The organism is Enterobacter sp. 301B (genome assembly GCF_003850715.1).
Taxonomy (GTDB): domain Bacteria; phylum Pseudomonadota; class Gammaproteobacteria; order Enterobacterales; family Enterobacteriaceae; genus Enterobacter; species Enterobacter intestinihominis.
Genome location: NZ_PQTC01000034.1, coordinates 1 through 15,645 on the forward strand (window position 1 = coordinate 1; position 15,645 = coordinate 15,645).

The 15,645-nt window shown below is 50.3% G+C and carries 31 protein-coding genes and 1 pseudogene; 31 read left to right on the forward strand and 1 reads right to left on the reverse strand.

Annotated elements, in window-relative coordinates; all coding sequences use genetic code 11:
* The 3 genes and pseudogenes from tuf to bfr form a co-directional block, all read left to right on the forward strand.
* A pseudogene (tuf, locus tag C3451_RS21975) lies at positions 1–203 on the forward strand (elongation factor Tu); the annotation flags it as partial.
* A gap of 177 nt (positions 204–380) precedes the next feature.
* Positions 381–575: a bacterioferritin-associated ferredoxin gene (bfd, locus tag C3451_RS21980; RefSeq protein WP_003863268.1), complete on the forward strand. Its 195-nt coding sequence runs from the start codon at positions 381–383 to the stop codon at positions 573–575.
* A 72-nt stretch (positions 576–647) separates the two neighbouring features.
* The gene (gene bfr, locus C3451_RS21985) at positions 648–1,124 is read left to right on the forward strand and encodes a bacterioferritin (RefSeq protein ID WP_003863270.1); all 477 of its coding nucleotides are present in this window, start codon (positions 648–650) and stop codon (positions 1,122–1,124) included.
* Here the strand turns inward: bfr and C3451_RS21990 are convergent.
* Entirely contained in the window at positions 1,108–1,581 is a 474-nt protein-coding gene (locus C3451_RS21990; RefSeq protein WP_045622654.1) for an A24 family peptidase, read from the reverse strand. The genes bfr and C3451_RS21990 overlap by 17 nt on opposite strands.
* 380 nt (positions 1,582–1,961) lie before the next feature.
* Between C3451_RS21990 and rpsJ the strand changes: the two genes are divergently transcribed.
* From rpsJ to rplQ, 28 genes are all read left to right on the forward strand, one after another.
* Positions 1,962–2,273, forward strand: coding sequence for a 30S ribosomal protein S10 (gene rpsJ, locus C3451_RS21995; RefSeq protein WP_001181005.1), 312 nt, complete (start codon positions 1,962–1,964; stop codon positions 2,271–2,273).
* A 32-nt stretch (positions 2,274–2,305) separates the two neighbouring features.
* The gene (gene rplC, locus C3451_RS22000) at positions 2,306–2,935 is read left to right on the forward strand and encodes a 50S ribosomal protein L3 (RefSeq protein ID WP_006178923.1); all 630 of its coding nucleotides are present in this window, start codon (positions 2,306–2,308) and stop codon (positions 2,933–2,935) included.
* Positions 2,936–2,945: 10 nt separating this feature from the next.
* Positions 2,946–3,551 carry a 50S ribosomal protein L4 gene (rplD, locus tag C3451_RS22005; RefSeq protein ID WP_000424395.1) on the forward strand — a complete coding sequence of 202 codons (606 nt, stop codon included), beginning with the start codon at positions 2,946–2,948 and terminating at the stop codon, positions 3,549–3,551.
* Complete coding sequence (rplW, locus tag C3451_RS22010; protein WP_000617546.1) at positions 3,548–3,850, forward strand: 50S ribosomal protein L23; 303 nt, start codon at positions 3,548–3,550, stop codon at positions 3,848–3,850. The genes rplD and rplW overlap by 4 nt, the downstream gene beginning before the upstream one ends.
* A gap of 17 nt (positions 3,851–3,867) precedes the next feature.
* The gene (rplB, locus tag C3451_RS22015; RefSeq protein ID WP_000301859.1) at positions 3,868–4,689 is read left to right on the forward strand and encodes a 50S ribosomal protein L2; all 822 of its coding nucleotides are present in this window, start codon (positions 3,868–3,870) and stop codon (positions 4,687–4,689) included.
* A gap of 16 nt (positions 4,690–4,705) precedes the next feature.
* Positions 4,706–4,984, forward strand: coding sequence for a 30S ribosomal protein S19 (rpsS, locus tag C3451_RS22020; protein WP_001138117.1), 279 nt, complete (start codon positions 4,706–4,708; stop codon positions 4,982–4,984).
* Positions 4,985–4,998: 14 nt separating this feature from the next.
* Positions 4,999–5,331: a 50S ribosomal protein L22 gene (gene rplV / locus C3451_RS22025; protein ID WP_002919773.1), complete on the forward strand. Its 333-nt coding sequence runs from the start codon at positions 4,999–5,001 to the stop codon at positions 5,329–5,331.
* A 17-nt stretch (positions 5,332–5,348) separates the two neighbouring features.
* Positions 5,349–6,050, forward strand: a complete 702-nt coding sequence (gene rpsC / locus C3451_RS22030; RefSeq protein WP_000529945.1) for a 30S ribosomal protein S3 — start codon at positions 5,349–5,351, stop codon at positions 6,048–6,050.
* Between the two features lie 12 nt (positions 6,051–6,062).
* Positions 6,063–6,473 (forward strand): 50S ribosomal protein L16, encoded by a 411-nt coding sequence (gene rplP / locus C3451_RS22035; RefSeq protein WP_002919759.1) that lies wholly within the window; start codon positions 6,063–6,065, stop codon positions 6,471–6,473.
* Positions 6,473–6,664 carry a 50S ribosomal protein L29 gene (rpmC, locus tag C3451_RS22040; RefSeq protein WP_003863282.1) on the forward strand — a complete coding sequence of 64 codons (192 nt, stop codon included), beginning with the start codon at positions 6,473–6,475 and terminating at the stop codon, positions 6,662–6,664. Before rplP ends, rpmC begins: the two co-directional genes overlap by 1 nt.
* The gene (gene rpsQ, locus C3451_RS22045; RefSeq protein ID WP_002438707.1) at positions 6,664–6,918 is read left to right on the forward strand and encodes a 30S ribosomal protein S17; all 255 of its coding nucleotides are present in this window, start codon (positions 6,664–6,666) and stop codon (positions 6,916–6,918) included. The genes rpmC and rpsQ overlap by 1 nt, the downstream gene beginning before the upstream one ends.
* A 166-nt stretch (positions 6,919–7,084) precedes the next feature.
* The gene (rplN, locus tag C3451_RS22050) at positions 7,085–7,456 is read left to right on the forward strand and encodes a 50S ribosomal protein L14 (RefSeq protein ID WP_002919748.1); all 372 of its coding nucleotides are present in this window, start codon (positions 7,085–7,087) and stop codon (positions 7,454–7,456) included.
* A gap of 10 nt (positions 7,457–7,466) precedes the next feature.
* Complete coding sequence (gene rplX, locus C3451_RS22055) at positions 7,467–7,781, forward strand: 50S ribosomal protein L24 (protein WP_003863287.1); 315 nt, start codon at positions 7,467–7,469, stop codon at positions 7,779–7,781.
* 14 nt (positions 7,782–7,795) lie between these two features.
* Entirely contained in the window at positions 7,796–8,335 is a 540-nt protein-coding gene (gene rplE / locus C3451_RS22060; protein WP_022649589.1) for a 50S ribosomal protein L5, read from the forward strand.
* Between the two features lie 14 nt (positions 8,336–8,349).
* Positions 8,350–8,655 carry a 30S ribosomal protein S14 gene (gene rpsN / locus C3451_RS22065; protein WP_003863291.1) on the forward strand — a complete coding sequence of 102 codons (306 nt, stop codon included), beginning with the start codon at positions 8,350–8,352 and terminating at the stop codon, positions 8,653–8,655.
* Positions 8,656–8,685: 30 nt separating this feature from the next.
* Positions 8,686–9,078: a 30S ribosomal protein S8 gene (rpsH, locus tag C3451_RS22070; protein ID WP_006178918.1), complete on the forward strand. Its 393-nt coding sequence runs from the start codon at positions 8,686–8,688 to the stop codon at positions 9,076–9,078.
* A 12-nt stretch (positions 9,079–9,090) separates the two neighbouring features.
* Positions 9,091–9,624: a 50S ribosomal protein L6 gene (gene rplF, locus C3451_RS22075; protein ID WP_003863296.1), complete on the forward strand. Its 534-nt coding sequence runs from the start codon at positions 9,091–9,093 to the stop codon at positions 9,622–9,624.
* 9 nt (positions 9,625–9,633) lie between these two features.
* Positions 9,634–9,987 (forward strand): 50S ribosomal protein L18, encoded by a 354-nt coding sequence (gene rplR, locus C3451_RS22080; RefSeq protein WP_003863297.1) that lies wholly within the window; start codon positions 9,634–9,636, stop codon positions 9,985–9,987.
* A 14-nt stretch (positions 9,988–10,001) separates the two neighbouring features.
* Positions 10,002–10,502: a 30S ribosomal protein S5 gene (gene rpsE, locus C3451_RS22085; protein WP_003863299.1), complete on the forward strand. Its 501-nt coding sequence runs from the start codon at positions 10,002–10,004 to the stop codon at positions 10,500–10,502.
* Between the two features lie 6 nt (positions 10,503–10,508).
* Complete coding sequence (gene rpmD / locus C3451_RS22090) at positions 10,509–10,688, forward strand: 50S ribosomal protein L30 (protein WP_003863301.1); 180 nt, start codon at positions 10,509–10,511, stop codon at positions 10,686–10,688.
* Between the two features lie 3 nt (positions 10,689–10,691).
* Positions 10,692–11,126: a 50S ribosomal protein L15 gene (rplO, locus tag C3451_RS22095; RefSeq protein ID WP_014885468.1), complete on the forward strand. Its 435-nt coding sequence runs from the start codon at positions 10,692–10,694 to the stop codon at positions 11,124–11,126.
* A 7-nt stretch (positions 11,127–11,133) separates the two neighbouring features.
* Positions 11,134–12,465 (forward strand): preprotein translocase subunit SecY, encoded by a 1,332-nt coding sequence (secY, locus tag C3451_RS22100; protein WP_003863305.1) that lies wholly within the window; start codon positions 11,134–11,136, stop codon positions 12,463–12,465.
* A gap of 31 nt (positions 12,466–12,496) precedes the next feature.
* Positions 12,497–12,613, forward strand: coding sequence for a 50S ribosomal protein L36 (rpmJ, locus tag C3451_RS22105; protein ID WP_000868187.1), 117 nt, complete (start codon positions 12,497–12,499; stop codon positions 12,611–12,613).
* 146 nt (positions 12,614–12,759) lie between these two features.
* Positions 12,760–13,116, forward strand: coding sequence for a 30S ribosomal protein S13 (rpsM, locus tag C3451_RS22110; RefSeq protein ID WP_003863308.1), 357 nt, complete (start codon positions 12,760–12,762; stop codon positions 13,114–13,116).
* A gap of 16 nt (positions 13,117–13,132) precedes the next feature.
* Entirely contained in the window at positions 13,133–13,522 is a 390-nt protein-coding gene (gene rpsK, locus C3451_RS22115) for a 30S ribosomal protein S11 (protein WP_003863312.1), read from the forward strand.
* A gap of 32 nt (positions 13,523–13,554) precedes the next feature.
* Positions 13,555–14,175 carry a 30S ribosomal protein S4 gene (gene rpsD, locus C3451_RS22120; protein ID WP_003863314.1) on the forward strand — a complete coding sequence of 207 codons (621 nt, stop codon included), beginning with the start codon at positions 13,555–13,557 and terminating at the stop codon, positions 14,173–14,175.
* A gap of 25 nt (positions 14,176–14,200) precedes the next feature.
* Positions 14,201–15,190: a DNA-directed RNA polymerase subunit alpha gene (gene rpoA / locus C3451_RS22125; RefSeq protein WP_002919219.1), complete on the forward strand. Its 990-nt coding sequence runs from the start codon at positions 14,201–14,203 to the stop codon at positions 15,188–15,190.
* A gap of 40 nt (positions 15,191–15,230) precedes the next feature.
* Positions 15,231–15,614 (forward strand): 50S ribosomal protein L17, encoded by a 384-nt coding sequence (rplQ, locus tag C3451_RS22130; RefSeq protein WP_001216368.1) that lies wholly within the window; start codon positions 15,231–15,233, stop codon positions 15,612–15,614.
* Positions 15,615–15,645 lie beyond the last annotated feature (31 nt).

Here is a 15,645-nt window from a genome sequence, read left to right on the forward strand (position 1 = left end):
GTCCACAGTTCTACTTCCGTACAACTGACGTGACCGGTACCATCGAACTGCCAGAAGGCGTAGAGATGGTAATGCCAGGCGACAACATCAAGATGGTTGTGACTCTGATCCACCCAATCGCGATGGATGACGGTCTGCGTTTCGCAATCCGTGAAGGCGGCCGTACCGTTGGCGCGGGCGTTGTTGCTAAAGTTCTGGGCTAATTAATTATCCCTGAAATAAAAAGGACGCTTCGGCGTCCTTTTTTGTTTTCTGCCGTTGGGCATTGTCATAAAAATTCGCATTTTTTGCTTTCTCCCGCCACGTATTCCGACGCCCGTGCTATTGTAATCATAACCATTCTCACTTACACTTTGCGCATATTTTGAACGGGAGTCTTTATGTACGTTTGTTTATGTAATGGTGTAAGCGACAAAAAAATTCGTCAGGCCGTTCGCCAGTTTCAACCACAATCTTTCCAGCAGCTTCGTAAGTTTGTTCCGGTGGGAAATCAATGCGGTAAATGCGTTCGCGCAGCGCGTGAGATCATGCAGGACGAACTGATGCAGATCCCGGAATTCAAAGAGATCGCGTAAGCCTCCATCTTTTTTTTGACATCCCCGTAGCCCGATCTACGCTTCAATGAGTGGAAGCGGAGGGACTATATAATGAAAGGTGATGTTAAAATCATAAGTTATCTCAATAAATTATTGGGAAATGAGCTTGTCGCAATCAATCAGTATTTTCTCCATGCAAGAATGTTCAAAAACTGGGGACTGACTCGCCTCAACGATGTTGAATACCATGAGTCCATTGATGAAATGAAACACGCCGATAAATATATTGAGCGTATTTTATTCCTCGAAGGCATTCCTAACCTACAGGATCTCGGAAAACTGGGCATCGGAGAAGATGTTGAAGAGATGCTGCGTTCTGATCTCCGGCTGGAGCTGGAGGGTGCAAAAGACCTGCGTGAAGCCATTGCCTATGCGGACAGCGTACATGACTACGTCAGCCGGGATATGATGATCCAGATCCTGGCCGATGAAGAAGGGCACATCGACTGGCTTGAGACCGAACTGGATCTCATTAGCAAAATTGGCCTACAGAACTACCTTCAGTCTCAGATCAAAGTGGAAAGTTAATCAGGCTTTCCCAGCCAACGCATAAACCCGCTGCCGCCAGAAATGGCCCAAAAGGCAGTGGGTTTTTTAATGCCTGCTTATTAGGGTTGAACAACGAGAAACCAACCAGATACAGCAGAGCCATTAACGCGGCCACTAATGCCAGTACTGGCAGTACACACCAGCCATGCCATGCTCCCAGCGCCGCCAGATATTTTATGTCGCCATACCCCATCCCTTCACATCGGCAGATGAGTCGATATCCCCAATAGATAACGGCGAATCCGGCGTATCCTGCGGTCGCACCCAGTACCGCGCTCGGCAAAAAATCAGGATGAAGACAAAGCTGGTAGAGCAGGCCCGTCCATAGCAGCGGGCAAAGGAATTTATCGGGAAGCAGCCCCGTGCGAATATCGGTGCGTACAAGCAAGGCCGATAACGCAAAATAGATCAGCAGAAAGGGGAGGGACATTAGCATAGCGAGAGCCTCAAAATGGTTTGAGCGCATACTCGTAATAATCTGCATGCCCGGCAATGTGTAAAAACAACAATTGCATAGCGGCTTCAGACAAAGAGTTGTGAAGGGATACTTTGCATAAAAAATTGCGAGGCCTTACGCAGAGTACGACTTTGGCGCTTAATTTCTAAACGGCACTTGCGTCTTTCGCTGATTTACGTATAATGCGCGGGCTTGTCGTAATTGACGGCGGGTTCAATCTGAACCAGAGTAGCTCACTTTGTTACTCAACAATGCTCCCAATTGGGGAGCTACGTAAGAACGGTTACACTCTCCCATCAATCGTAATGGGTTTGAGGAGTAATCATTTTCGTTTATAAAATAATTGGAGCTCTGGTCTCATGCAGAACCAAAGAATCCGTATCCGCCTTAAAGCGTTTGATCATCGTCTGATCGATCAATCAACCGCGGAAATCGTCGAGACTGCTAAGCGCACTGGTGCGCAAGTCCGTGGTCCGATCCCGCTGCCGACCCGCAAAGAGCGCTTTACCGTTCTGATCTCTCCGCACGTTAACAAAGATGCGCGTGATCAGTACGAGATCCGCACTCACAAGCGTCTGGTTGACATCGTTGAGCCAACTGAGAAAACCGTTGATGCTCTGATGCGTCTGGATCTGGCTGCCGGTGTAGACGTGCAGATCAGCCTGGGTTAATCAGGTCATCGAGCGATTGAGAGGTTGATACAATGATTGGTTTAGTCGGTAAAAAAGTGGGCATGACCCGCATCTTCACTGAAGATGGCGTTTCAATCCCAGTAACCGTAATCGAAGTTGAAGCAAACCGCGTTACCCAGGTTAAAGATCTGGCTAACGATGGCTACCGCGCTGTTCAGGTGACCACTGGTGCTAAAAAAGCTAACCGTGTAACCAAACCAGAAGCGGGTCACTTCGCTAAAGCTGGCGTAGAAGCTGGCCGTGGTCTGTGGGAATTCCGTCTTGCTGAAGGCGAAGAGTTCACCGTAGGTCAGGACATTAGCGTTGAGCTGTTTGCTGACGTTAAAAAAGTTGACGTAACCGGTACCTCTAAAGGTAAAGGTTTTGCTGGTACCGTTAAGCGCTGGAACTTCCGTACCCAGGACGCTACTCACGGTAACTCCTTGTCTCACCGCGTTCCGGGTTCTATCGGTCAGAACCAGACTCCGGGCAAAGTGTTCAAAGGCAAGAAAATGGCAGGTCAGCTGGGCAACGAACGTGTAACCGTTCAGAGCCTGGACGTAGTACGTGTTGACGCTGAGCGCAACCTGCTGCTGGTTAAAGGTGCGGTCCCGGGTGCAACCGGTAGCGACCTGATCGTTAAACCAGCTGTGAAGGCGTAAGGGGATAGCAATGGAATTAGTATTGAAAGACGCGCAGAGCGCGCTGACTGTTTCCGAAACTACCTTCGGTCGTGATTTCAACGAAGCGCTGGTTCACCAGGTTGTTGTTGCTTATGCAGCTGGTGCTCGTCAGGGTACTCGTGCTCAGAAGACTCGTGCTGAAGTAACTGGTTCAGGCAAAAAGCCATGGCGCCAGAAAGGTACCGGCCGTGCGCGTTCAGGTTCTATCAAGAGCCCGATCTGGCGTTCAGGTGGCGTGACCTTCGCTGCGCGTCCACAGGACCACAGTCAAAAAGTTAACAAAAAGATGTACCGCGGCGCGCTGAAAAGCATCCTGTCCGAACTGGTACGTCAGGATCGTCTGATCGTTGTCGAGAAGTTCTCTGTTGAAGCGCCTAAAACTAAGCTGCTGGCACAGAAACTGAAAGACATGGCTCTGGAAGATGTGCTGATCATCACCGGTGAGCTGGACGAGAACCTGTTCCTGGCCGCGCGTAACCTGCATAAGGTTGACGTACGCGACGCGACTGGTATCGACCCGGTTAGCCTGATCGCCTTCGACAAAGTCGTAATGACTGCTGATGCTGTTAAGCAAGTTGAGGAGATGCTGGCATGATTCGTGAAGAACGTCTGCTGAAGGTGCTGCGCGCACCGCACGTTTCTGAAAAAGCGTCTACTGCGATGGAAAAAACAAACACCATCGTTCTCAAAGTTGCTAAAGACGCGACCAAAGCAGAGATCAAAGCTGCTGTGCAGAAACTGTTTGAAGTCGAAGTCGAAGTCGTTAACACCCTGGTAGTTAAAGGGAAAGTTAAACGTCACGGACAGCGTATCGGTCGTCGTAGCGACTGGAAAAAAGCTTACGTCACCCTGAAAGAAGGCCAGAACCTGGACTTCGTTGGCGGCGCTGAGTAAGTCGGAGGAGTAATACAATGGCAGTTGTTAAATGTAAACCGACATCTCCGGGTCGTCGCCACGTAGTTAAAGTGGTTAACCCTGAGCTGCACAAGGGCAAACCTTTTGCTCCGTTGCTGGAAAAAAACAGCAAATCCGGTGGTCGTAACAACAATGGCCGTATCACCACTCGTCACATCGGTGGTGGCCACAAGCAGGCTTATCGTATTGTTGACTTCAAACGCAACAAAGACGGTATCCCAGCAGTTGTTGAGCGTCTTGAGTACGATCCGAACCGTTCCGCGAACATCGCGCTGGTTCTGTACAAAGATGGCGAACGCCGTTACATCCTGGCCCCTAAAGGCCTGAAAGCTGGCGACCAGATTCAGTCTGGCGTTGATGCTGCAATCAAAGCAGGCAACACCCTGCCGATGCGCAATATCCCGGTTGGTTCTACCGTTCATAACGTAGAAATGAAACCAGGTAAAGGCGGTCAGCTGGCGCGTTCCGCGGGTACTTACGTTCAAATCGTTGCGCGTGACGGTGCTTATGTCACCCTGCGTCTGCGTTCTGGTGAAATGCGTAAAGTCGAAGCAGACTGCCGCGCTACTCTGGGCGAAGTTGGCAATGCTGAGCATATGCTGCGCGTTCTGGGTAAAGCTGGTGCTGCACGCTGGCGTGGTGTTCGTCCTACCGTTCGCGGTACTGCGATGAACCCAGTCGATCACCCACATGGTGGTGGTGAAGGTCGTAACTTTGGTAAGCACCCGGTAACTCCGTGGGGCGTTCAGACCAAAGGTAAGAAGACCCGCAGCAACAAGCGTACTGATAAATTTATCGTACGTCGCCGTAGCAAATAATTTTAGAGGATAAGCCATGCCACGTTCTCTCAAGAAAGGTCCTTTTATTGACCTGCACTTGCTGAAGAAGGTAGAGAAAGCGGTGGAAAGCGGAGACAAGAAGCCCCTGCGCACTTGGTCCCGTCGTTCAACGATCTTTCCTAACATGATCGGTTTGACCATCGCTGTCCATAATGGTCGTCAGCACGTTCCAGTCTTTGTTACCGACGAAATGGTTGGTCACAAACTGGGTGAATTCGCACCGACTCGTACTTATCGCGGCCACGCTGCTGATAAAAAAGCGAAGAAGAAATAAGGTAGGAGGAAGAGATGGAAACTTTAGCTCAACATCGCCATGCTCGTTCTTCTGCACAGAAGGTTCGCCTTGTTGCTGACCTGATTCGCGGTAAGAAAGTGTCGCAGGCCCTGGACATCCTGACCTATACCAACAAGAAAGCTGCGGTATTGGTCAAGAAAGTACTGGAATCTGCCATTGCTAACGCTGAACACAACGATGGCGCTGACATCGACGATCTGAAAGTCGCGAAAATTTTCGTAGATGAAGGCCCAAGCATGAAGCGCATTATGCCGCGTGCGAAAGGTCGTGCAGATCGCATCCTGAAGCGCACCAGCCACATTACTGTGGTTGTGTCCGATCGCTGAGACTCTGGAGACTAGCAATGGGTCAGAAAGTACATCCTAATGGTATTCGCCTGGGTATTGTAAAACCATGGAACTCTACCTGGTTTGCGAACACCAAAGAATTCGCTGACAACCTGGACAGCGATTTTAAAGTACGTCAGTACCTGACTAAGGAACTGGCTAAAGCGTCTGTATCTCGTATCGTTATCGAGCGTCCAGCTAAGAGCATCCGTGTGACTATTCACACTGCTCGCCCTGGCATCGTTATCGGTAAGAAAGGCGAAGACGTAGAAAAACTGCGCAAGGTCGTAGCGGATATCGCTGGCGTTCCTGCACAGATCAATATCGCTGAAGTTCGTAAGCCTGAACTGGACGCTAAATTGGTTGCTGACAGCATCACTTCTCAGCTGGAACGTCGTGTTATGTTCCGTCGTGCTATGAAGCGTGCTGTACAGAACGCAATGCGTCTGGGCGCTAAGGGTATCAAAGTTGAAGTTAGCGGCCGTCTGGGCGGCGCGGAAATCGCACGTACCGAATGGTACCGCGAAGGTCGCGTACCGCTGCACACTCTGCGTGCTGACATCGACTACAATACCTCTGAAGCGCACACCACTTACGGTGTAATCGGCGTTAAGGTATGGATCTTCAAAGGTGAGATCCTGGGTGGTATGGCTGCTGTTGAACAACCGGAAAAACCGGCTGCTCAACCTAAAAAGCAGCAGCGTAAAGGCCGTAAATAAGGAGCGTCGCTGATGTTACAACCAAAGCGTACAAAATTCCGTAAAGTGCACAAAGGCCGCAACCGTGGTCTGGCGCAGGGTACGGATGTTAGCTTCGGCACTTTCGGTCTGAAAGCTGTTGGCCGTGGTCGTCTGACTGCACGTCAGATCGAAGCAGCACGTCGTGCAATGACCCGTGCAGTTAAGCGTCAAGGTAAGATCTGGATCCGTGTATTCCCGGACAAACCGATCACCGAGAAGCCACTGGAAGTTCGTATGGGTAAAGGTAAAGGTAACGTGGAGTACTGGGTTGCCTTGATCCAACCGGGCAAAGTCCTTTATGAAATGGACGGTGTTCCGGAAGAGCTGGCCCGTGAAGCCTTCGGCCTGGCAGCAGCGAAACTGCCTATCAAAACCACCTTTGTAACTAAGACGGTGATGTAATGAAAGCAAAAGAGCTGCGTGAAAAAAGCGTTGAAGAGCTGAACGCTGAGCTGCTGAACCTGCTGCGTGAGCAGTTCAACCTGCGTATGCAGGCTGCAAGTGGCCAGCTGCAACAGACTCACCTGCTGAAGCAAGTGCGTCGCAATGTTGCGCGCGTTAAGACTTTACTGACTCAGAAGGCGGGTGCGTAATGACCGATAAAATCCGTACTCTGCAAGGTCGTGTTGTTAGCGATAAAATGGAGAAATCCATTGTTGTAGCTATCGAACGTTTTGTGAAACACCCGATCTACGGTAAATTCATCAAGCGTACGACCAAACTGCACGTACATGACGAGAACAACGAATGTGGTATCGGCGACAAGGTTGAAATCCGTGAATGCCGTCCACTGTCCAAGACTAAGTCCTGGACGCTGGTTCGCGTTGTAGAGAAAGCGGTTCTGTAATAGAGTACGCATTCTCAATACGAATAAACGGCTCAGCAATGAGCCGTTTATTTTTTCTACCCATATTGCAGAAGCGGTGTTATAATGCCGCGCCCTCGATATGGGGCTTTTTAACGGCTCTGATTTTAGAGTCTCAGGTAGTAGTTGACATTAGCGGAGCACTAAAATGATCCAAGAACAGACTATGCTGAACGTCGCCGACAACTCCGGTGCACGTCGCGTAATGTGTATCAAGGTTCTGGGTGGCTCGCACCGTCGCTACGCAGGCGTAGGCGACATCATCAAGATCACCATCAAGGAAGCAATTCCACGTGGTAAGGTCAAAAAAGGTGATGTGCTGAAGGCGGTAGTGGTGCGCACCAAGAAGGGTGTTCGTCGCCCTGACGGTTCTGTCATTCGCTTCGATGGTAATGCATGCGTTATTTTAAACAATAACAGCGAGCAGCCTATCGGCACGCGTATCTTTGGGCCGGTAACTCGTGAACTTCGTACTGAGAAGTTCATGAAAATTATCTCTCTGGCACCAGAAGTACTCTAAGGAGCGAATCATGGCAGCGAAAATCCGTCGTGATGACGAAGTTATCGTGTTAACCGGTAAAGATAAAGGTAAACGCGGTAAAGTAAAAAATGTTCTGTCTTCCGGCAAACTCGTCGTTGAAGGTATCAACCTGGTTAAGAAACATCAGAAGCCGGTTCCGGCCCTGAACCAACCAGGCGGCATCGTTGAAAAAGAAGCTGCTATTCAGGTTTCTAACGTTGCAATCTTCAATGCGGCTACCGGTAAGGCTGACCGTGTAGGCTTTAGATTCGAAGACGGCAAAAAAGTCCGTTTCTTCAAGTCTAACAGCGAAACTATCAAGTAATTTGGAGTAGTACGATGGCGAAACTGCATGATTACTACAAAGACGAAGTAGTTAACAAACTCATGACTGAGTTTAGCTACAATTCTGTCATGCAAGTCCCTCGGGTCGAGAAGATCACCCTGAACATGGGTGTTGGTGAAGCGATCGCTGACAAGAAACTGCTGGATAACGCAGCAGCTGACCTGACAGCAATCTCCGGTCAAAAACCGCTGATCACCAAAGCACGCAAATCTGTTGCAGGCTTCAAAATCCGTCAGGGCTATCCGATCGGCTGTAAAGTAACTCTGCGTGGCGAACGCATGTGGGAGTTCCTTGAGCGCCTGATCACTATTGCTGTTCCACGTATCCGTGACTTCCGTGGCTTGTCCGCTAAGTCTTTCGACGGTCGTGGTAACTACAGCATGGGTGTCCGTGAGCAGATCATCTTCCCAGAAATCGACTACGATAAAGTCGACCGCGTGCGTGGTTTGGATATTACCATTACCACTACTGCGAAATCTGATGAAGAAGGCCGTGCTCTGCTGGCTGCCTTTGACTTCCCGTTCCGCAAGTAAGGTAGGGTTACTGAATGGCTAAGCAATCAATGAAAGCACGCGAAGTAAAGCGCGTAGCTTTAGCTGATAAATTCTTCGCTAAACGCGCTGAACTGAAAGCGATCATTTCTGATGTGAACGCTTCCGACGAAGATCGTTGGAATGCGGTTCTCAAGCTGCAGTCTCTGCCGCGTGATTCCAGCCCGTCTCGTCAGCGTAACCGCTGTCGTCAAACAGGTCGTCCACATGGTTATGTGGGCAAGTTTGGGTTGAGCCGTATCAAACTGCGTGAAGCCGCCATGCGCGGTGAAGTACCAGGCTTGAAAAAGGCTAGCTGGTAATTACCAATTGAATCACGGGAGTAAAGACAGATGAGCATGCAAGATCCGATCGCGGATATGCTGACCCGTATCCGTAACGGTCAGGCCGCGAACAAAGTTGCGGTCACCATGCCTTCCGCCAAGCTGAAAGTGGCAATTGCCAACGTGCTGAAGGAAGAAGGTTTTATCGAAGATTTTAAAGTTGAAGGCGACACCAAGCCGGAACTGGAACTTACTCTCAAGTATTTCCAGGGTAAAGCTGTTGTAGAAAGCATTCAGCGTGTCAGCCGCCCAGGCCTGCGCATCTATAAGAAAAAAGATGAGCTGCCAAAAGTAATGGCTGGTCTTGGTATCGCAGTTGTTTCTACCTCTAAAGGTGTTATGACTGATCGTGCAGCGCGCCAGGCTGGTCTTGGTGGCGAAATTATCTGCTACGTAGCCTAATCGGAGGAAAGAATGTCTCGTGTTGCTAAAGCACCGGTCGTTATTCCTGCCGGCGTTGATGTCAAAATCGACGGTCAGGTTATTACGATCAAAGGTAAAAACGGCGAGCTGACTCGTACCCTCAACAAAGCTGTTGAAGTTAAACATGCAGATAACGCTCTGACCTTCGGTCCACGTGATGGTTTCGTGGATGGATGGGCTCAGGCTGGTACCGCGCGTGCCCTGCTGAACTCAATGGTTGTTGGTGTTACCGAAGGCTTCACTAAAAAGCTTCAGCTGGTTGGTGTAGGTTATCGTGCAGCTATCAAAGGGAATGCAGTAGGCCTGTCTCTGGGCTTCTCACACCCTGTTGAGCATCCGCTGCCGGCCGGAATCACTGCAGAATGCCCGACTCAGACTGAAATCGTGCTGAAAGGCGCTGATAAACAGCTGATCGGTCAGGTTGCAGCAGATCTGCGCGCCTACCGTCGTCCTGAGCCTTATAAAGGCAAGGGTGTTCGTTACGCCGACGAAGTCGTGCGTACCAAAGAGGCTAAGAAGAAGTAAGGTAACACTATGGATAAGAAATCTGCTCGTATCCGTCGTGCGACCCGCGCACGCCGCAAGCTCAAAGAGCTGGGTGCAACTCGCCTGGTGGTACATCGTACCCCGCGTCATATTTACGCACAGGTAATTGCACCGAACGGTTCTGAAGTTCTGGTAGCTGCTTCTACTGTAGAAAAAGCTATCTCAGAACAATTGAAGTATACCGGTAACAAAGACGCCGCTGCAGCTGTAGGTAAAGCTGTTGCAGAACGCGCTCTGGAAAAAGGCATCAGCAATGTTTCCTTTGACCGTTCCGGGTTCCAATATCATGGTCGTGTCCAGGCACTGGCAGATGCTGCCCGTGAAGCTGGCCTTCAGTTCTAAGGTAGAGGTGTAAGATGGCTCACATCGAAAAACAGGCTGGCGAACTGCAGGAAAAGCTGATCGCGGTAAACCGCGTATCTAAAACCGTTAAAGGTGGTCGTATTTTCTCCTTCACAGCTCTGACTGTAGTGGGTGATGGTAACGGTCGCGTTGGTTTTGGTTACGGTAAAGCGCGTGAAGTTCCAGCAGCGATCCAGAAAGCGATGGAAAAAGCCCGTCGCAATATGATTAACGTCGCGCTGAACAACGGTACCCTGCAACACCCAGTTAAAGGTGTTCACACGGGTTCTCGTGTATTCATGCAGCCAGCTTCCGAAGGTACCGGTATCATCGCCGGTGGTGCAATGCGCGCCGTTCTGGAAGTTGCTGGAGTTCATAACGTTCTGGCTAAAGCATATGGTTCCACCAACCCGATCAACGTGGTTCGTGCAACTATTGATGGCCTGGAAAATATGAATTCTCCAGAAATGGTCGCTGCCAAGCGTGGTAAATCCGTTGAAGAAATTCTGGGGTAATTGACCATGGCAAAGACTATTAAAATCACTCAAACCCGCAGTGCAATCGGTCGTCTGCCGAAACACAAGGCAACGCTGCTTGGCCTGGGTCTGCGTCGTATTGGTCATACCGTTGAGCGCGAGGATACTCCTGCTGTTCGTGGTATGGTCAACGCGGTTTACTTCATGGTTAAAGTTGAGGAGTAAGAGATGCGTTTAAATACTCTGTCTCCGGCCGAAGGCTCTAAAAAGGCGGGTAAACGCCTGGGTCGTGGTATCGGTTCTGGCCTCGGCAAAACCGGTGGTCGTGGTCACAAAGGTCAGAACTCTCGTTCTGGCGGTGGCGTACGTCGCGGTTTCGAGGGTGGCCAGATGCCACTGTACCGTCGTCTGCCGAAGTTCGGCTTCACCTCTCGCAAAGCAGCGATTACAGCGGAAATCCGTCTGTCTGACCTGGCGAAAGTTGAAGGCGGCGTTGTAGACCTGAATACGCTGAAAGCGGCTAACATTATCGGCATCCAGATCGAGTTCGCGAAAGTGATCCTGTCTGGTGAAGTTTCTACTCCGGTAACTGTTCGTGGCCTGCGTGTTACTAAAGGTGCTCGTGCTGCTATCGAAGCTGCTGGCGGTAAAATTGAGGAATAAGTAGCAGATGGCTAAGCAACCGGGATTAGATTTTCAAAGTGCCAAAGGTGGATTTGGCGAGCTGAAACGCAGACTGCTGTTTGTAATCGGCGCGCTGATTGTGTTCCGTATTGGCTCTTTTATTCCGATCCCTGGTATTGATGCCGCTGTACTTGCCAAACTGCTTGAGCAACAGCGAGGCACCATCATTGAAATGTTCAACATGTTCTCTGGTGGTGCTCTCAGCCGTGCTTCTATTTTCGCACTGGGTATTATGCCGTACATTTCGGCATCGATTATTATCCAGCTGCTGACGGTCGTTCATCCGGCCCTGGCAGAGTTGAAGAAAGAAGGGGAGTCTGGACGTCGTAAGATTAGCCAGTACACCCGTTACGGCACTCTGGTGCTGGCAATATTCCAGTCGATCGGTATTGCTACCGGTCTTCCGAATATGCCTGGTATGCAGGGCCTGGTATTAAACCCAGGCTTTGCATTCTATTTCACCGCTGTTGTAAGTCTGGTCACAGGGACCATGTTCCTGATGTGGCTCGGCGAACAGATTACTGAACGAGGTATCGGTAACGGTATCTCAATCATTATCTTCGCCGGTATCGTTGCGGGTCTCCCGCCGGCCATCGCCCATACTATCGAGCAAGCGCGTCAAGGCGACCTGCACTTCCTCCTGTTGCTGTTGGTTGCAGTATTAGTATTTGCAGTGACGTTCTTTGTTGTCTTCGTTGAACGTGGTCAACGCCGCATTGTGGTGAACTACGCTAAACGTCAGCAGGGTCGTCGTGTCTATGCTGCACAGAGCACACATTTACCGCTGAAAGTGAATATGGCGGGGGTTATCCCGGCTATCTTCGCTTCCAGTATTATTCTGTTCCCGGCAACCATCGCGTCATGGTTCGGGGGCGGTACTGGTTGGAACTGGCTGACAACAATTTCGCTGTATTTGCAGCCTGGGCAACCACTTTATGTGTTACTCTATGCGTCTGCGATCATCTTCTTCTGTTTCTTCTACACGGCGTTGGTCTTCAACCCGCGTGAAACAGCAGATAACCTGAAGAAGTCCGGTGCATTTGTACCAGGAATTCGTCCGGGAGAGCAAACGGCGAAGTATATCGATAAAGTAATGACTCGCCTGACTTTGGTTGGTGCGCTTTATATTACTTTTATCTGCCTGATCCCGGAGTTCATGCGTGATGCAATGAAAGTACCGTTCTACTTCGGTGGGACCTCACTGCTTATCGTTGTTGTCGTGATTATGGACTTTATGGCTCAAGTGCAAACTCTGATGATGTCCAGTCAGTATGAGTCTGCATTGAAGAAGGCGAACCTGAAAGGCTACGGCCGCTAAATGGTCGTCTGAGAAGTTACGGAGAGTAAAAATGAAAGTTCGTGCTTCCGTCAAGAAATTATGCCGTAACTGCAAAATCGTTAAGCGTGATGGTGTCATCCGTGTGATTTGCAGTGCCGAGCCGAAGCATAAACAGCGCCAAGGCTGATTATTTCGCATATTTTTCTTGCAAAGTTGGGTTGAGCTGGCTAGATTAGCCAGCCAATCTTTTGTATGTCTGTACGTTTCCATTTGAGTATCCTGAAAACGGGCTTTTCAGCATGGTGCGTACATATTAAATAGTAGGAGTGCATAGTGGCCCGTATAGCAGGCATTAACATTCCTGATCAGAAACATGCTGTGATCGCATTAACTTCGATCTACGGCGTCGGCAAGACCCGTTCCAAAGCCATTCTGGCTGCAGCGGGTATCGCTGAAGATGTTAAGATCAGTGAGCTGTCTGAAGAACAAATCGACACGCTGCGTGACGAAGTTGCCAAATTTGTCGTTGAAGGTGATCTGCGCCGTGAAATCAGCATGAGCATCAAGCGCCTGATGGATCTTGGTTGCTATCGCGGTTTGCGTCATCGTCGTGGTCTGCCAGTGCGCGGTCAGCGTACTAAGACCAACGCACGTACCCGTAAGGGTCCGCGCAAACCGATCAAGAAATAATCGGGGTGATTGAATAATGGCAAAGGCACCAGTTCGTGCACGTAAACGTGTAAGAAAACAAGTCTCTGACGGCGTGGCTCATATCCATGCTTCTTTCAACAACACCATCGTTACTATTACTGATCGTCAGGGTAACGCATTGGGTTGGGCAACAGCCGGTGGTTCCGGTTTCCGTGGTTCTCGCAAATCCACTCCGTTCGCAGCTCAGGTTGCAGCAGAGCGTTGCGCTGAAGCCGTAAAAGAATACGGCATCAAGAATCTGGAAGTTATGGTTAAAGGTCCGGGTCCGGGTCGTGAATCTACTGTTCGCGCTCTGAACGCCGCTGGTTTCCGCATCACGAATATTACTGATGTGACTCCGATCCCTCATAACGGTTGTCGTCCGCCGAAAAAACGTCGCGTATAACGCTCGTTTTTTAGGTTAGTTGGAGATAGAAAATGGCAAGATATTTGGGTCCTAAGCTCAAGCTGAGCCGTCGTGAGGGCACCGACTTATTCCTTAAGTCTGGCGTTCGCGCGATCGATACCAAGTGTAAAATTGAACAAGCTCCTGGCCAGCACGGTGCGCGTAAACCGCGTCTGTCTGACTATGGTGTGCAGTTGCGTGAAAAGCAAAAAGTTCGCCGTATCTACGGTGTGCTGGAGCGTCAGTTCCGTAACTACTATAAAGAAGCAGCACGTCTGAAAGGCAACACAGGTGAAAACCTGCTGGCTCTGCTGGAAGGTCGTCTGGACAACGTTGTATACCGTATGGGCTTCGGCGCGACTCGTGCTGAATCACGCCAGTTGGTTAGCCATAAAGCAATCATGGTAAACGGTCGTGTTGTTAACATCGCTTCTTATCAGGTTAAAGCGAATGACGTTGTTAGCATTCGTGAGAAAGCGAAAAAGCAATCTCGCGTGAAAGCCGCTCTGGAGCTGGCTGAGCAGCGTGAAAAGCCAACCTGGCTGGAAGTTGATGCTGGCAAGATGGAAGGTACGTTCAAGCGTCAGCCTGAGCGTTCTGATCTGTCTGCGGACATTAACGAACACCTGATCGTCGAGCTTTACTCCAAGTAAAGCTTAGTACCAAAGAGAGGACACAATGCAGGGTTCTGTGACAGAGTTTCTAAAACCGCGCCTGGTAGATATCGAGCAAGTGAGTTCGACGCACGCCAAGGTGACCCTTGAGCCTTTAGAGCGTGGCTTTGGCCATACTCTGGGTAACGCACTGCGCCGTATTCTGCTCTCATCGATGCCGGGTTGCGCGGTGACCGAGGTTGAGATTGATGGTGTACTTCATGAGTACAGCACCAAAGAAGGCGTTCAGGAAGATATCCTTGAAATCCTGCTCAACCTGAAAGGGCTGGCGGTGAGAGTTCAGGGTAAAGATGAAGTTATTCTTACTCTGAATAAATCTGGCATTGGCCCTGTGACTGCAGCCGACATCACCCACGACGGTGATGTTGAAATCGTCAAGCCGCAGCACGTGATCTGCCACCTGACCGATGAGAACGCAGCTATTAGCATGCGTATCAAAGTTCAGCGCGGTCGTGGTTATGTGCCGGCTTCTGCCCGAATTCATTCGGAAGAAGATGAGCGCCCAATCGGCCGTCTGCTGGTCGACGCATGCTACAGCCCTGTAGAGCGTATTGCCTACAATGTTGAAGCAGCGCGTGTAGAACAGCGTACCGACCTGGACAAGCTGGTCATCGAAATGGAAACCAATGGCACAATCGATCCTGAAGAGGCGATTCGTCGTGCGGCAACCATCCTGGCAGAACAACTGGAAGCTTTCGTTGACTTACGTGATGTACGTCAGCCGGAAGTGAAAGAAGAGAAACCAGAATTCGATCCGATCCTGCTGCGCCCTGTTGACGATCTGGAATTGACTGTCCGCTCTGCTAACTGCCTCAAGGCAGAAGCTATCCACTATATCGGTGATCTGGTACAGCGTACCGAGGTTGAGTTGCTGAAAACGCCGAACCTGGGTAAAAAATCTCTTACCGAGATTAAAGACGTGCTGGCTTCACGTGGTCTGTCTCTGGGCATGCGCCTGGAAAACTGGCCACCAGCAAGCATTGCTGACGAGTAACCGGATCACAGGTTAAGGTTTTACTGAGAAGGATAAGGTCATGCGCCATCGTAAGAGTGGTCGTCAACTGAACCGCAACAGCAGCCATCGCCAGGCTATGTTCCGCAACATGGCAGGTTCACTGGTTCGTCATGAAATCATCAAGACGACCCTGCCTAAAGCGAAAGAGCTGCGTCGCGTAGTTGAGCCGCTGATTACTCTTGCCAAGACTGACAGCGTTGCTAATCGTCGTCTGGCATTCGCCCGTACTCGTGATAACGAGATCGTGGCAAAACTGTTTAACGAACTGGGCCCGCGTTTCGCGAGCCGTGCCGGTGGTTACACTCGCATTCTGAAGTGTGGCTTCCGTGCAGGCGACAACGCGCCGATGGCATACATCGAGCTGGTTGATCGTTCAGAGAAAGCAGAAGCTGCTGCAGAGTAATCTGTAGTAACGTAAAAAAACCCGCCTCGGC

What these genes read in the sequence shown, in the direction of transcription:
- rpsD (WP_003863314.1), top strand. Translation starts at nt 13,555, where the DNA reads ATGGCAAGATATTTGGGTCCTAAGCTCAAGCTGAGCCGTCGTGAGGGC.
- rplV (WP_002919773.1), top strand. Translation starts at nt 4,999, where the DNA reads ATGGAAACTTTAGCTCAACATCGCCATGCTCGTTCTTCTGCACAGAAG.
- bfd (WP_003863268.1), top strand. Translation starts at nt 381, where the DNA reads ATGTACGTTTGTTTATGTAATGGTGTAAGCGACAAAAAAATTCGTCAG.
- rplN (WP_002919748.1), top strand. Translation starts at nt 7,085, where the DNA reads ATGATCCAAGAACAGACTATGCTGAACGTCGCCGACAACTCCGGTGCA.
- rpmJ (WP_000868187.1), top strand. Translation starts at nt 12,497, where the DNA reads ATGAAAGTTCGTGCTTCCGTCAAGAAATTATGCCGTAACTGCAAAATC.
- rplO (WP_014885468.1), top strand. Translation starts at nt 10,692, where the DNA reads ATGCGTTTAAATACTCTGTCTCCGGCCGAAGGCTCTAAAAAGGCGGGT.
- rplQ (WP_001216368.1), top strand. Translation starts at nt 15,231, where the DNA reads ATGCGCCATCGTAAGAGTGGTCGTCAACTGAACCGCAACAGCAGCCAT.
- rplF (WP_003863296.1), top strand. Translation starts at nt 9,091, where the DNA reads ATGTCTCGTGTTGCTAAAGCACCGGTCGTTATTCCTGCCGGCGTTGAT.
- rpmC (WP_003863282.1), top strand. Translation starts at nt 6,473, where the DNA reads ATGAAAGCAAAAGAGCTGCGTGAAAAAAGCGTTGAAGAGCTGAACGCT.
- rpsE (WP_003863299.1), top strand. Translation starts at nt 10,002, where the DNA reads ATGGCTCACATCGAAAAACAGGCTGGCGAACTGCAGGAAAAGCTGATC.
- rpsQ (WP_002438707.1), top strand. Translation starts at nt 6,664, where the DNA reads ATGACCGATAAAATCCGTACTCTGCAAGGTCGTGTTGTTAGCGATAAA.
- rpsJ (WP_001181005.1), top strand. Translation starts at nt 1,962, where the DNA reads ATGCAGAACCAAAGAATCCGTATCCGCCTTAAAGCGTTTGATCATCGT.
- rplW (WP_000617546.1), top strand. Translation starts at nt 3,548, where the DNA reads ATGATTCGTGAAGAACGTCTGCTGAAGGTGCTGCGCGCACCGCACGTT.
- secY (WP_003863305.1), top strand. Translation starts at nt 11,134, where the DNA reads ATGGCTAAGCAACCGGGATTAGATTTTCAAAGTGCCAAAGGTGGATTT.
- C3451_RS21990 (WP_045622654.1), bottom strand. Translation starts at nt 1,581, where the DNA reads ATGCTAATGTCCCTCCCCTTTCTGCTGATCTATTTTGCGTTATCGGCC.
- rpsK (WP_003863312.1), top strand. Translation starts at nt 13,133, where the DNA reads ATGGCAAAGGCACCAGTTCGTGCACGTAAACGTGTAAGAAAACAAGTC.
- rplP (WP_002919759.1), top strand. Translation starts at nt 6,063, where the DNA reads ATGTTACAACCAAAGCGTACAAAATTCCGTAAAGTGCACAAAGGCCGC.
- rpoA (WP_002919219.1), top strand. Translation starts at nt 14,201, where the DNA reads ATGCAGGGTTCTGTGACAGAGTTTCTAAAACCGCGCCTGGTAGATATC.
- rplR (WP_003863297.1), top strand. Translation starts at nt 9,634, where the DNA reads ATGGATAAGAAATCTGCTCGTATCCGTCGTGCGACCCGCGCACGCCGC.
- rplC (WP_006178923.1), top strand. Translation starts at nt 2,306, where the DNA reads ATGATTGGTTTAGTCGGTAAAAAAGTGGGCATGACCCGCATCTTCACT.
- rpsN (WP_003863291.1), top strand. Translation starts at nt 8,350, where the DNA reads ATGGCTAAGCAATCAATGAAAGCACGCGAAGTAAAGCGCGTAGCTTTA.
- bfr (WP_003863270.1), top strand. Translation starts at nt 648, where the DNA reads ATGAAAGGTGATGTTAAAATCATAAGTTATCTCAATAAATTATTGGGA.
- rplB (WP_000301859.1), top strand. Translation starts at nt 3,868, where the DNA reads ATGGCAGTTGTTAAATGTAAACCGACATCTCCGGGTCGTCGCCACGTA.
- rpsH (WP_006178918.1), top strand. Translation starts at nt 8,686, where the DNA reads ATGAGCATGCAAGATCCGATCGCGGATATGCTGACCCGTATCCGTAAC.
- rpsS (WP_001138117.1), top strand. Translation starts at nt 4,706, where the DNA reads ATGCCACGTTCTCTCAAGAAAGGTCCTTTTATTGACCTGCACTTGCTG.
- rpmD (WP_003863301.1), top strand. Translation starts at nt 10,509, where the DNA reads ATGGCAAAGACTATTAAAATCACTCAAACCCGCAGTGCAATCGGTCGT.
- rplE (WP_022649589.1), top strand. Translation starts at nt 7,796, where the DNA reads ATGGCGAAACTGCATGATTACTACAAAGACGAAGTAGTTAACAAACTC.
- rplX (WP_003863287.1), top strand. Translation starts at nt 7,467, where the DNA reads ATGGCAGCGAAAATCCGTCGTGATGACGAAGTTATCGTGTTAACCGGT.
- rplD (WP_000424395.1), top strand. Translation starts at nt 2,946, where the DNA reads ATGGAATTAGTATTGAAAGACGCGCAGAGCGCGCTGACTGTTTCCGAA.
- rpsC (WP_000529945.1), top strand. Translation starts at nt 5,349, where the DNA reads ATGGGTCAGAAAGTACATCCTAATGGTATTCGCCTGGGTATTGTAAAA.